Annotated in this window: 12 protein-coding genes; 4 read left to right on the top strand and 8 right to left on the bottom strand. The window is 72.7% G+C overall.

Translation table 11 applies throughout. The features are described from left to right. Positions 1-30: 30 nt before the first annotated feature. Positions 31-501, top strand: a complete 471-nt coding sequence (locus tag BIV28_RS11780; protein WP_076262024.1) for a hypothetical protein — start codon at positions 31-33, stop codon at positions 499-501. Positions 502-511: 10 nt separating this feature from the next. On the opposite strand, the gene BIV28_RS11775 is transcribed toward BIV28_RS11780, so the two are convergent. After that, a complete protein-coding gene (locus tag BIV28_RS11775) occupies positions 512-718 on the bottom strand; it encodes a hypothetical protein (protein ID WP_076262023.1) in 207 nt (68 codons plus the stop codon). Between the two features lie 129 nt (positions 719-847). Between BIV28_RS11775 and BIV28_RS11770 the strand changes: the two genes are divergently transcribed. Both BIV28_RS11770 and BIV28_RS11765 read left to right on the top strand, forming a co-directional pair. After that, positions 848-1276, top strand: coding sequence for an ArsR/SmtB family transcription factor (locus tag BIV28_RS11770; RefSeq protein ID WP_076262021.1), 429 nt, complete (start codon positions 848-850; stop codon positions 1274-1276). Further along, positions 1273-2199 (top strand): cation diffusion facilitator family transporter, encoded by a 927-nt coding sequence (locus BIV28_RS11765; RefSeq protein ID WP_076262020.1) that lies wholly within the window; start codon positions 1273-1275, stop codon positions 2197-2199. Before BIV28_RS11770 ends, BIV28_RS11765 begins: the two co-directional genes overlap by 4 nt. A gap of 37 nt (positions 2200-2236) precedes the next feature. Here BIV28_RS11765 and BIV28_RS11760 read toward each other — a convergent pair whose 3' ends face one another. Next, a complete protein-coding gene (locus BIV28_RS11760) occupies positions 2237-4231 on the bottom strand; it encodes a heavy metal translocating P-type ATPase (RefSeq protein WP_423221538.1) in 1995 nt (664 codons plus the stop codon). Then, positions 4228-4584, bottom strand: coding sequence for a Cd(II)/Pb(II)-sensing metalloregulatory transcriptional regulator CmtR (cmtR, locus tag BIV28_RS11755; protein ID WP_076262018.1), 357 nt, complete (start codon positions 4582-4584; stop codon positions 4228-4230). The genes BIV28_RS11760 and cmtR overlap by 4 nt, the downstream gene beginning before the upstream one ends. 118 nt (positions 4585-4702) lie before the next feature. Here cmtR and BIV28_RS11750 point away from each other — a divergent pair, with 118 nt between their 5' ends. Then, on the top strand, positions 4703-7051 hold the full coding sequence (locus tag BIV28_RS11750) for a heavy metal translocating P-type ATPase (RefSeq protein ID WP_076262017.1): 2349 nt from the start codon (positions 4703-4705) through the stop codon (positions 7049-7051). A gap of 55 nt (positions 7052-7106) precedes the next feature. Here BIV28_RS11750 and BIV28_RS11745 read toward each other — a convergent pair whose 3' ends face one another. The 5 genes from BIV28_RS11745 to gadC form a co-directional block, all read right to left on the bottom strand. Next, positions 7107-8342, bottom strand: a complete 1236-nt coding sequence (locus BIV28_RS11745; protein ID WP_242652928.1) for a threonine/serine exporter family protein — start codon at positions 8340-8342, stop codon at positions 7107-7109. A 114-nt stretch (positions 8343-8456) separates the two neighbouring features. Continuing rightward, positions 8457-8780 carry a hypothetical protein gene (locus tag BIV28_RS11740; RefSeq protein ID WP_076262015.1) on the bottom strand — a complete coding sequence of 108 codons (324 nt, stop codon included), beginning with the start codon at positions 8778-8780 and terminating at the stop codon, positions 8457-8459. 1 nt (position 8781) lies between these two features. Further along, on the bottom strand, positions 8782-10131 hold the full coding sequence (locus BIV28_RS11735) for a dipeptidase (protein ID WP_076262014.1): 1350 nt from the start codon (positions 10129-10131) through the stop codon (positions 8782-8784). Positions 10132-10137: 6 nt separating this feature from the next. Continuing rightward, positions 10138-10581 carry a hypothetical protein gene (locus tag BIV28_RS11730; protein ID WP_076262012.1) on the bottom strand — a complete coding sequence of 148 codons (444 nt, stop codon included), beginning with the start codon at positions 10579-10581 and terminating at the stop codon, positions 10138-10140. After that, entirely contained in the window at positions 10578-12041 is a 1464-nt protein-coding gene (gadC, locus tag BIV28_RS11725; protein WP_076262011.1) for a glutamate/gamma-aminobutyrate antiporter GadC, read from the bottom strand. Before gadC ends, BIV28_RS11730 begins: the two co-directional genes overlap by 4 nt. Positions 12042-12148: the final 107 nt, after the last annotated feature.

Raw genomic sequence — 12148 nt, 5'->3', positions numbered from 1 at the left:
AGCGTTCCCGACGTCAGGCAGGACAGACCCATGACGCAGCCCACCGGCCTCGACGCCGACGGCAAGCTCCGCGTGCGCGACGCGTTCATCGCGCACGCCGAGTCCGCGCTCGCAGCGCTGACGAGCCAGAGCACCGCCGAGCGCGACGCCGCACGCCAGGACCGCGACGCCGTGCCGGAGGCCGGTGACTCGTCCCAGACGCTCGAGGCCGGCGACCTCGAGGGTCTCTTCCAGCGGTCCGCGGCGCACTCGCGCGAGTCCCTCGACGCCATCCGCGCGCTCGACTTCACGCCGACGACCGAGGTCGGCCCCGGCGCCGTCGTGGGCTTCGACGGCGACCACTACGTCGTCGGCGTCAGCAGCGACGCCTTCGACTGCGACGGGGTCAGCTACGAGGGCATCGGCGCCGGCTCCCCCGTCTACGCGGCCATCGTCGGCAAGCGCGTGGGCGACACCTTCAGCTTCCGCGGCCAGGACCACCGCCTGGACCTCGTCACGTGAGCCAGGCGCCTCAGGCGCCGTCCAGTCCGCGGCTCGCGTAGTAGCGGCGTCGCGCGAGCTCCTCGACCGCGCGTCGGTGTGCGGCTTCGCGCAGCAGCAGCGGATCTGGCCGCCCGCCGCTCCCGCCCGCGCCGGTGGGGAAGAGGGACACGAGCGCCTCGTCGTAGGCCTCGCGCGCCGCCTGCCACTCGCAGAGCAGCCTCTCCTCGTCGTCCATGCCATGGTCATGCCCGCTCGGGGCCACGTCGAGACGACCCGGCTGGCGTGGCGGCGACCGTCTGCCCTCTTTGCCCGGAGTGCGCCGGCCCCGGTTCCGTGACTCGCCACTCGCCCGTAATATCTGAGCATGCGTTCAGATGAGACGGTCGTCGGGATCGACGCCTGCACCGACCACTGCGTCCACCCGGAGACCGTGCGTCACGTCCGGTCCCGTGCCCTGCCGGAGGACGAGCTCGTCCAGGTGTCCGCCGTCTTCAAGCTGCTCGGCGACCCGACGCGCGCCAAGCTGCTCTACGCCCTCCTCGAGGCCGGCGAGCTGTGCGTCTGCGACCTCGCCGCCTCGACCGGCGTCGCCGAGACGACGGTGTCGCAGTCGCTGCGCCTGCTGCGCGCCTCGCGGGTCGTCGTCGCCCGCCGCGAGGGCCGGCTCATGTACTACCGGCTCGCCGACGCCCACGTCCGGATGCTCCTCGACGTCACCCGAGAGCACCTGACCCACGAGAACTCCGCCGGCGCAGGGACAGCAGCACGGACGGGCCGAGGGGCCGGCGCATGAGCCACGGGCACTCGCACGGCGGGGGCGCCTCGGCCGCCGGAGCCCACCGCTGGCGCCTGCAGCTGGCCTTCGGGCTGGTGGCCACGTTCTTCGTCGTCGAGCTCGTCGTCGGCCTGAGCTCCGGCTCCCTGGCCCTGATCAGCGACGCCGGACACATGGCTGCCGACGTCGTCGCCCTCGGGGCGGCCCTCGTGGCCACGCGCATCGCCACCCGCAAGGACACCACCGGCCGCCGCACGTTCGGCTCCTACCGCGCCGAGGTCTTCGCGTCGGGTCTGGCCGTCCTGCTCATGCTCGGCGTCGCGGTCTACATCTGCATCGAGGCGATCGGGCGCATCGGCGCCGAGCCCGAGGTCGCCTCGGGCCCGATGCTGCTCGTCGGCGCCCTCGGCCTCGTCGTCAACCTCGTGTGCATCGCGCTGCTGCGGGGCGGGGCCGGCGAGAGCCTCAACGTCAAGGGCGCCTACCTCGAGGTGCTCGCCGACACCCTCGGTTCGGTCGGCGTCATCGCCGCAGCGATCCTCGTCGGCACCACCGGCCAGCCGTGGTGGGACACCGTCGTGGCCCTCGCCATCGCCGTCTTCGTCGCGGTCCGCGCCGTGATGCTCGGGCGCGAGGTCCTGGCCGTCCTCGGCCAGCACGCGCCCGCCGGCATGCACCCGGACGAGGCCGAGGAGGCCCTGTCCCGGATCGAGGGCGTCATCGAGGTGCACGACCTGCACGTGTGGACCCTCACGTCGGGCATGAACGTCGCCACCGCCCACCTCGTCACCGCGGTCGCGGAGGGTGGCGCGGCCCCGGTCGACTCCGGCGCGATCCTGGCCCAGGCCGCGGCGGTCATGCGCGAGCGCTTCGGCATCGAGCACGCCACGCTGCAGGTCGAACCGGCCGGCTCCAGCGCCTGTGCCCAGACCTCGTGGTGACCCGCGACGCGTCGCCCTCGGTCCGGCCCGTCGGCGGCTAGGCCGTCAGTGAGGTCGCGGGCCGAGGCTCGCGCACCTCGGTCCCGGCGTCCGTCCGACGCCGCACCCGGGCTGCACGGAGGCCGTTGAGGATGACGAGCACCTCGGCCGCCTCGTGCACGAGGACCACCTGGGCGAGCCCGAGGACACCGGCGAGGGAGAGCGGCACGAGCACGACGATGATCGCGAGCGCCAGGCCGATGTTGCCGGTCATGATCCGCCGGCCGCGTCGGGCGTGCGCCAGGGCGAGCGGGATCTGTCGCAGGTCGTGACCGGTGAACGCGACGTCGGCGGACTCGACAGCGGCGGCAGAACCGGTGGCGCCCATGGCGATGCCGACGGCGGCCCCCGCGAGGGCGGGGGCGTCGTTGATGCCGTCGCCGATCATCGCGACCGGCCCGAGCCCCGCACCGGCCTCGACCGCGCGCGCCTTGTCGGCAGGCAGCAGCTCGGCCCGCACGTCGTCGATCCCGGCGTCGCGACCGAGCGCGGCTGCGGTGCGCCGGTCGTCACCGGTGAGCATGACGACGCCGACGCCGAGGTCGCGGAGCATCGCGACCGCCTCCGGGGCCTCGGGGCGCAGCTCGTCGCGCACGCCGATCACACCGATGACGGCGCCCTCGCGCTCGACGACGAGGACGCTCATGCCCTCCGACGCCATGGCGTCGGCCGCGTCGCGCAGCCGGCCAGGGTCGACCCAGCGGTCGCTGCCGACGCGTGCCGCGCGGCCGTCGACGAACCCTGAGACGCCGTGACCCGGCTGCTCCTCGACGCCGGTGGCGGCGCCCACCGGCCCGCGCGCCTGCGCGGCGGTGCGGACCGCGTCGGCGAGCGGGTGGGTGCTGCTCGCCTCGAGGGCGGCGGCGAGGGCGACCACGGCGTCCTCGTCGGTCCCGTCAGCCTCGGGGGCGACCGACACCGCGACGACGGTGGGCTCGTTGCGGGTCAGGGTCCCGGTCTTGTCGAGCGCCACGGTGCGCACGGTGCCGAGCTGCTCGAAGGCCTCCCCGGACGTGATGACGACACCGAGGCGGCTGGCCGCGCCGATGGCCGAGATCACCGTGACCGGGACCGCGATGGCCATGGCGCACGGGGAGGCGGCGACGAGCACGACGAGGGCCCGTTCGAGCCACAGCCCCGGGTCGTCGGTGAGCAGCCCCGCGGCGGCCACGAGCCCGGCGAGGACGAGGACGGTCGGCACGAGGGGCCGGGCGATGCGGTCGGCGAGCCGCGCGCGCTGGCCCTTGCGGGCGTGGGCCTCCTCGACGAGCCGCACGATCTGCGTCAGGGAGTTGTCGCGGCCGTCGGCGGTGGCGCGGACCCGCAGGGTGCCGGAGCCGTTGACGGAGCCGGCGGCGACCTCGTCGCCCGCCTCGACCGGCACCGGGATCGACTCGCCGGTGACGGGCGAGGTGTCGAGGCTGGAGCGTCCGTCGAGGACGACGCCGTCGGTGCCGATGCGCGCGCCGGCGCCGACGAGGAGCACGTCGCCCCGCCGCAGCTGCGCCGACGGGATCGCGACGACCTCGCCGGCGCGCTCGACGTCGGCGGTGTCGGGCAGCAGGGCGAGCAGGGCGCGCAGCCCGTGCTCGGCGCGCTGCATCGCCCGCTCCTCCAGCGCCTCGGCCACCGAGAAGAGGAAGGCGAGCGCGGCGGCCTCCGCCACGCGTCCGAGGGCCACGGCACCGACGGCGGCGATCGTCATGAGCAGCCCGACGCCGAGGCGACCGCGCGCGAGGCTGCGCAGCGCGCCGGGCACGAAGGTCCAGGCGCCGGCGGCCAGCCCGAGGACCTCGACCACCGTGGCGACGGCGTCGGCACCGAGGCGGCCGGCGACGAAGCCGACGACGAGGGCCACACCGGACACGGCGGGCAGGAGCAGCAGCCGGTCCCGCCACCACGGCGTCAGGGGGCGCAGCTCGAGCGGGGTCTGCGCGAGCGCCTCCCCCTCGGCGCGGGCCGGCTCGTCGGGGCCGCAGCACTCGCGGCTCACGGCGCCTCTCCCGGCCGGCAGCAGCCGAGCTCGCACCCGACGTCCGAGCAGGCCGTGCCGTCGTCGACGGAGACGACGACGGCCAGCAGCGACTCGAGCGCGAGGGTCAGGTGCGGGTCGGCGATCTCGTACCGCGTCTGCCGGCCCTCCGCCTCGGCGACGACGAGGCCGCAGCCACGCAGGCACGCCAGGTGGTTGGACACGTTGGTGCGCGTCAGCCCGAGCTCGCGGGCGAGCACGGCGGGGTAGCCCGGCCCGTCGAGGAGGGCCGTCAGGATGCGGGCCCGCGTCGGGTCGGACATCGCCCGCCCGAGCCGGGTCATGACGTCGAGGCGCGGGTCAATGGTCAGCACTCGCTGACCATACAGCGTCCGCTGACGTGTCCACCAGCGGGCTCCACGGCCCCCGAGCCGAGCCCCCGGCCGTCACCGGGCCCCTTGACTAGATACCCCATAGGGGTATCTTGGAGGTATGGAAACCGATCGCGACCCCTCGATGGCGGCGACGCGCCCCCTGGTGCAGGACCCTGTCTGCGGCATGGACGTCGACCCCGCCACGAGCGAGCACCGCCACGACCTCGACGGGCACACCTACCACTTCTGCTCAGCCAGGTGCCGATCGAGGTTCACCGCGAACCCTGCTGGCTACGTGGGCGATTCGGCTGGTCAGGCACACGCCGGCCACGATGCCCACGAGGCCACCGGCGACGACGTCGAGTGGACGTGCCCGATGCACCCGGAGATCCGGCGGCCGGGGCCGGGCTCGTGCCCCATCTGCGGGATGGCGCTCGAGCCGGTCACCGTGACCGTCGACTCCGGCCCCAACCCCGAGCTGGCCGACATGACCCGTCGTTTCCGGTTCGCGGTGGCGCTGACGATCCCCGTCCTCGTCCTGTCGATGGGCCGCGACCTGGTTCCGGCCCTGCACGACGCGATCCCCGCCTCCGTGGCCACGTGGGCCCAGCTCGTCCTCGCGACACCGGTCGTGCTCTGGGCCGGCTGGCCGTTCTTCGAGCGGGGGTGGACCTCCGTGCGCACGATGCGGCTGAACATGTTCACCCTCATCGCGATGGGCACGGGCGTCGCCTGGCTCTTCAGCGTCGTCGCGACGGTGGCGCCGGGGCTGTTCCCGGAGGCCTTCCGGATGGACGGCGCGGTCGCGGTCTACTTCGAGGCAGCCTCCGTCATCACCACGCTCGTGCTGCTCGGGCAGGTCCTCGAGCTGCGCGCCCGCGAAAGCACGTCCGGCGCCATCCGCGCCCTGCTCGACCTCACCCCGAAGGTCGCGCACCGCCTCGGGTCGGACGGCACCGAGTCCGACGTCGGCCTCGAACAGGTACAGGTCGGCGACCTGCTCCGGGTCCGGCCCGGCGAGTCGGTGCCGGTCGACGGCACGGTCCACGAGGGCCGGTCCACCGTCGACGAGTCGATGGTGACGGGCGAGTCGATGCCGGTCACCCGCACCGGCGGCGACGCCGTCATCGGCGGCACGGTCAACCAGACCGGCTCGCTGGTCGTGCGCGCCGAGGGCGTCGGCCGCGACACGATGCTGGCGCGCATCGTGCAGATGGTCGCCGAGGCCCAGCGCTCCCGCGCCCCCATCCAGCGCATGGCCGACCGCGTCTCGGCCGTCTTCGTGCCCGCCGTCATCGCCGCCGCGATCGTCGCGTTCGTCGTGTGGGCCGTCATCGGGCCCGAGCCCCGGCTCGCCCACGCCCTCGTCGTCGCGGTCAGCGTCCTCATCATCGCCTGCCCCTGCGCGCTCGGGCTGGCCACGCCGGTCTCGATCATGGTCGGCGTCGGCCGCGGCGCGTCCCTCGGCGTCCTCATCAAGAACGCCGAGGCCCTCGAGCTCATGGAGAAGGTCGACACCCTCGTCGTCGACAAGACCGGCACCCTGACGCAGGGACGCCCGACCGTCACCCACGTCGCCGCCGCGGAGGGCTGGCGCGACGACGACGTGCTGCGGCTCGCGGCCGCCGTCGAGCGCGCGAGCGAGCACCCGCTCGGGCTCGCCGTGGTCCGGGCGGCCGCCGACGCCGGTCTCGACGTCCCACCGGCCGCCGACTTCGACGCGCCGGTCGGCAAGGGCGTCACGGCGACCGTCGAGGGTCGACGCGTCCTCGTGGGCAACAGTGGCTTCCTGGCTGCCCACGGCATCGACACCTCCGGCTCGGATGCCGAGGCCGACCGGCTGCGGGCCGACGGCGCGAGCGCCGTCCACGTCGCCGTCGACGGCGCGGTCGCCGGGGTGCTCGCCATCGCCGACCCCGTCAAGGACACCACCCCGGCCGCGCTCGCGGCGCTGCGGGAGGACGGCATCGAGGTCGTCATGCTGACCGGAGACCACGAGGTCACCGCGCGGTCCGTCGCCCGCAGCCTGGGCATCGACCGCGTGGAGGCGGAGGTGCTCCCGGATCACAAGAGCGACGTCGTCAACGCGCTGCGCGCCGAGGGCCGGGTAGTAGCCATGGCGGGCGACGGCGTCAACGACGCCCCCGCCCTCACCGCGGCTGACGTGGGGATCGCGATGAGCACCGGCACCGACGTCGCCATCGAGAGCGCCGGGGTCACCCTGCTCAAGGGCGACCTGACCGGCATCGTCCGCTCGCGCGCGCTGTCCGAGGCGACGATGTCGAACATCCGCCAGAACCTCGTCTTCGCGTTCGTCTACAACGCCGCGGGCATCCCGCTCGCCGCCGGCGTCCTCTACCCCACCTTCGGGCTCCTGCTGTCCCCGATGGTCGCGGCTGCCGCGATGGCCCTCTCGTCGGTCAGCGTCATCGGCAACGCCCTCCGCCTGCGCACGCGGCGGCTGTGACCGCAGCCGCCGAGCGTCGGCCTTGGCCTTGGCCTTGGCCTTGGCCTTGGCCGCACTAGAGCCCGCGCCAGGTCGACGTCACGCGACCGATCCGCTCGGAGAGGCCGGAGCCCACGACCACCCCGACCGCGATCGCGACGATGGTCAGGAGCGCGTCGAGGAAGTCGCCCAGCCCCGCCACCTGGTCGGCACCCACCATCTGTGCCACACCCTGGAGGCCGAGCGAGCCGGGGACGAGAAGCCAGAAGGTGGGCAGGAAGGTGACCGGCACCGGCGGGCCGCTGCGACGGCTCTGGATGGCGTAGCAGACCGGCAGGACCAGCGCGGCTGCCAGGAAGCTGGCTCCGAGAGGGCCGAGGACGAGGCCGGACGTTGCCTGGATCCCGTAGCCGACGTAGAGGACGAGCAGCAGCCACGGGAGGGTCCCGGGCGGCGCCGAGGAGGCGAAGAACTGGCCGACCCCGAAGACGAGCACGCCCACCCAGGCCGCCCACGGGCCCAGGGCTGCTCCCGGAACGCTGGGCGGCGTCGGGAGGCCACCGACCTCGACTCCGAGGGCTATGCCGAAGGACAGGACCAAGAGCCGTTGGAGCCCGTCGACCAGGCGGGCAGAGCCCGCGACGATGTCGCCGGTGGAGAGCTCGACGGTCGCCACCGTCAGGGCCGCCCCCGGCAGGAAGGTGATCAGGGTCGGGATGACGATCTCGAGGGGCGGGCTGTCGAGCGCCGGAGCCAGCCACCGGAAGACCAGCGCGGTGACCAGTGCCGCCGCGGCGACGGGCAGCACCAGGGAGAGCACCGGGTTGCGGTCGGCCCACCATCGGAGGGCACCGACGAGGAAGCCGATCGACAGGAATGCCGGGAGGGCTGCGGCGGTGGGGTTGAGCACGAGACCGAGACCGAGGGTGAGGATCCCGCTGGCCAGGATCGAGACCACTCGCCCGAAGCGCGGCTCGGCCTGCAGCAGGCGGCCCAGTCTCGCGCGGGCGGGCTCGGCGTCCACCAGCCCGTGGCGGATGTCGTCGACGAGACGGTAGAGAGCGTCGATCTGATCGAGCCGTAGGGGTGCGCTGGCGCCGGCCTGGAAGTCCATCCGGCTCGTGCCCCCCGTCCTGATGCGGACGAACACTCCTGTCGGGACGACGAAGAAGGTCACGCCCCTGGCGGCATACACCCGGGCCACGTCCTCGAGGATCCGGGTGACGCGCTGCGTCGCGTCTCCTGCGCGGGTCAGCGAGACCCCGAGGTGCCGCAGCAGCTCGACGACGGCCTCGGGCGGGGGCGGGGGCACCGGCTGGGGCTCGGGTTCGACCGTGCGAGCCCGGACCCCCAGGCGCCGGGACGCGAGGTGCGTCAGGTGCGACAGCGCCTTCCGGATCACCGTGGGGACACCGAGGCCCTCGGGCTAGGTGGCCGGCGGCAGGAGCTGGCCGAGGGCCTCGCCCATGCGGTCCCGGCCGACGCCCCCGGCACCCACGTTCCCCAGGCCGAACTGCAGGTTCGAGGACAGCGTCACCTCCACGGTGCCCGGAACCACCTCGTGGATCCGGGCCGTGACCTTCTCTCCGGCGGACAGCACGAGCCGCCCGGCGGTGAAGACGAAGATGCCGGTCACGGCGTCCGAGGACAGGTGCTGCATCCCGGCGCGCCGCGCTGCCTCCTCCAGGGCCGCGACGGCCTCGCCGCCGCTCGCCCGGAAGGTCATCGAGATCGTGTTCCGTGCGTCCACCTCACCGCTCCCTCCCCGACGCCAGTCCCTGCATGAAGAGTGCCTCGGCGAGAGCGAGACGGGCGATCTCCCGCGGGTCGACGCTCTCGTTGGGCGCGTGGATGAGAGCCTGCGGCTCCTCGACGCCCATGAGGACGATCTCTGCGTTCGGGTAGGTCTCCGCGAAGACGTTGCACAAGGGGATCGAGCCGCCCTGGCCGAGATGGACCATCGAAGTCCCGAACGCCTCCTCCATGGCCGCCGCCATGGCGCGGTAGGCGGGGCCGTCGGTCCGAGCCAGGAACGGCGCTCCGGTCGCCTCCGACTCGACGCCGACGCGGACTCCCCACGGGGCACTCGCGAGCAGGTGCTCCGTCAGCGCCTTCTCCGCCACGTCCGGCTCGGTCCCCGGAGGGATGCGCAGGTTGAGGCGGGCCCTCGCGTGCGGTGCAATGGCCGCCGCGGAGCCGAGCACGGGCGGGCAGTCGATGCCCAAGATGGTGAGGGCGGGACGTGCCCAGAGCATGTCGGAGACGGTGCCGCTCCCCAGCAGGGCCGCGCCGTCGACCAGTCCCGCGTCGGTGCGGAACTGCTCGGGCGGGTAGGGCTCGCCCGGCCAGGTCTGGCCGTGGTCCAGCCCGGTCACGGTGGTGTCGCCTGTCGCGTCGCGCAGGGTGGCCAGCATGGCAACCAGAGCCGCGAGGGCGTCCGGGGCAGCTCCGCCGAACATGCCGGAATGCACCTCCGAGGACAACGCGTCGACGCTGACCACGAGGTTGACCATGCCACGAAGACTCACCGTCGCGGCCGGGACGCCGACGGACGCGTTTCCCGTGTCGCACACGAGGATCGTGTCGGCCTGGAGCAGCTCCGCATGCTTGGGCACGAAGTCCTCGAGGCCGCCGGTCCCCTGCTCCTCCGAGCCCTCGACCACGAGCTTGAGGTTGACCGGCACGTCGTCACCCAGGGCTCGCAGCGCGGTGAGGTGCATGACGATGTTGCCCTTGCAGTCGGCCGCGCCGCGCCCGTACCAGCGTCCGTCGACCTCGGTCAGCTCGAACGGCGGGGTACGCCAGGCGTCCTCATCCAGGGGAGGCTGGACGTCGTAGTGGGCGTAGAGCAGGACCGTCGGTGCTGCCGGATCCGCGCACGGGCGTGAGCCGATGACCGCCTGGCTGCCGTCCGCCGTCTCCTCCAGGTGGGCGTCGCGGAAGCCTTCCTCGATGAAGGCTTCGACGACCCACTGGGCGGCACGCGCACACCCCTCCGGCGGGTACTGCCGCGAATCTGCGACCGACGGGATCACCACCAGCTCGGCGAGGTCCGTTCGCGCGCGTCCCATCAGCCCGGTCACCCGGCCACGCAGGTCCACGGTTCCTCAGCCCTTCACGGTGTCGCTGAGGTTCAGGCTGTTGACGAACTCCTGGAAGCTCGGCACCTCGTCCGGGCAGTAGACCTTCATGATGAGCAGCTGGGCACCCACGACGCGTCGGTCCGCGATGACCGGGCGCATGCCCGGGCCGGCAGCGCCGTTCATCAGCTGTTGCGTCAGGACTCCCCGTCGCAGGGCCCCGTTGGGGTCGTCGCACACGGAGCCGCCGTCGTTGCCGAAGAGTCGCACCAGCGTCTCCTGGCTGGGGGCACGTGCGCCGGCGGCCGTGAGGGCGGCGGTCAGCTGGACGGCCTTCTGCTGTGCCTCCTGCGAGGTCTTGCCGGAGTGGAAGGTGACCAACGCGATCACCGTGAGCACCAGCACCAGGGCCCCCATGACGATGTACGTGGTTCGGTTCTCCTTCTTCGAGGAGGTTTCGGTGACGGTCATGACTGGCTCACCTCCGCGGCCTCTGGTTGCTTCCAGGACGGCTTGCGCGACCGGTAGAAGAGGAACGGCACCAGCAGCCCGAGACCCAGCGCGCCGCCGGCGACGATGAGCAGGTACAGCGCCGGGCTGCCGGACTCGAACTGCGAGGGTGGGATGAACCCGATGAGCAGGGCGGCCAGTGAGGCTGCGAACCCGACCCCGCAGAGGGCCCCGAGGATCGGGGCGCGGTACCCCCGCGGATGGTCAGGATCGTTGCGGCGCAGTCGAACTGCGGCGACGAACATCAACAGGTACATGATGAGGTAGACCTGCGTGGTGATGACGGAGAAGATCCAGTAGGCGCTCGAGACGTTGGGGATCAAGGCGTAGCCGAGGCCGATGATGGTCGTCACGATGCCCTGGGCGACCAGGATGTTCTGCTGGACGCCGTTCTTGTTGAGCTTCTGCAGCACCGGCGGCAGGTAGCCCTCCTGCCGTGAGATGAGCAGCAGTCCCTTGGACGGGCCCGCCAGCCAGGTGAGCATGCCTCCGAGGGAGGCGGACACCAGCATGATCCCGAAGATCGGCGTGAGCCACTGCGCGCCGAAGTTGGCCAGGACGGCGTCGAAGGCCTGCATCACACCCGCCGTCAGGGACAGCTCGTCGGCGGGCACGATCCAGCTGATCGCCAAGGCCGGGAGGATGAAGATCAGCAGGACCAGCGCCATGGCGAGGAACATCGACCTCGGGAACTCCTTGGCCGGGTTCCTCAGGCTGCCGACGTGGACCGCGTTCATCTCCATGCCGGAGTAGGACAGGAAGTTGTTGACGATGAGGACGAGGCTCGACAGCCCGGCCCACACCGGGAAGAGGTGGGCGGCGTCCATGGGGGCGGCCGACGGGTGGCCCTGACCGAGGAAGACGGCCCCGAGGCTGACGAGGATGACGCCCGGGACCAGGGTGCCGATGATGAGTCCGGCGCTGGCCAGACCCGCTACCCCCTTGGTGCCGCGGGAGGAGACCCAGACCCCCGTCCAGTACACGACGACGATCACCAGGGCCGTCCAGACGCCGTTGGAGGCGAGGGCAGGGTTGATCACGTAGGCCAGGGTGCTGGCCACGAAACCCAGCAGGCTCGGGTAGTAGAAGATCGTCATCGCGAACTGGCACCAGACCGCGAGGAAGCCCATGGGCTTGGACAGGCCCCGGGAGACCCAGTTGTACACGCCGCCCTCCCACCCCGAGGCGAGCTCGGCGGAGACCAGCGACGTGGGGATCAGGAACACGATGGCCGGCACGACGTACAGGAAGACGCACGCGAGCCCGTAGACGGCCATGGTGGGGGCTGCGCGAAGGCTGGCCACAGAGCTGGTCGTCATCATGGCCAGGGCTATCCACGAGATGTAGGGCGCGGCCTTGGTACGGGCCCTCGCCGTCTCGACGGGCACCGCGCGACCGCTGGCCCCCTCCACCGTGCTCATCGCGACTCCCCCGTTCTCCTCGGAACGGTTCCCACAGCGAGCATGCTGACCACCGCCTCCTCCAGAGCTGTCTCGCGGCTCCGCATCAGGGTCGCCTCGGACACCGG

The organism is Intrasporangium flavum (assembly GCF_001956915.1).
In the GTDB taxonomy this organism is placed as follows: Bacteria; Actinomycetota; Actinomycetes; order Actinomycetales; family Dermatophilaceae; genus Monashia; species Monashia flava.
This window is presented reverse-complemented; position numbering and strand designations above follow the sequence as displayed.

What these genes read in the sequence shown, in the direction of transcription:
- BIV28_RS11780 (WP_076262024.1), top strand. Translation starts at nt 31, where the DNA reads ATGACGCAGCCCACCGGCCTCGACGCCGACGGCAAGCTCCGCGTGCGC.
- BIV28_RS11775 (WP_076262023.1), bottom strand. Translation starts at nt 718, where the DNA reads ATGGACGACGAGGAGAGGCTGCTCTGCGAGTGGCAGGCGGCGCGCGAG.
- BIV28_RS11770 (WP_076262021.1), top strand. Translation starts at nt 848, where the DNA reads ATGCGTTCAGATGAGACGGTCGTCGGGATCGACGCCTGCACCGACCAC.
- BIV28_RS11765 (WP_076262020.1), top strand. Translation starts at nt 1,273, where the DNA reads ATGAGCCACGGGCACTCGCACGGCGGGGGCGCCTCGGCCGCCGGAGCC.
- BIV28_RS11750 (WP_076262017.1), top strand. Translation starts at nt 4,703, where the DNA reads ATGGAAACCGATCGCGACCCCTCGATGGCGGCGACGCGCCCCCTGGTG.
- BIV28_RS11730 (WP_076262012.1), bottom strand. Translation starts at nt 10,581, where the DNA reads ATGACCGTCACCGAAACCTCCTCGAAGAAGGAGAACCGAACCACGTAC.
- gadC (WP_076262011.1), bottom strand. Translation starts at nt 12,041, where the DNA reads ATGAGCACGGTGGAGGGGGCCAGCGGTCGCGCGGTGCCCGTCGAGACG.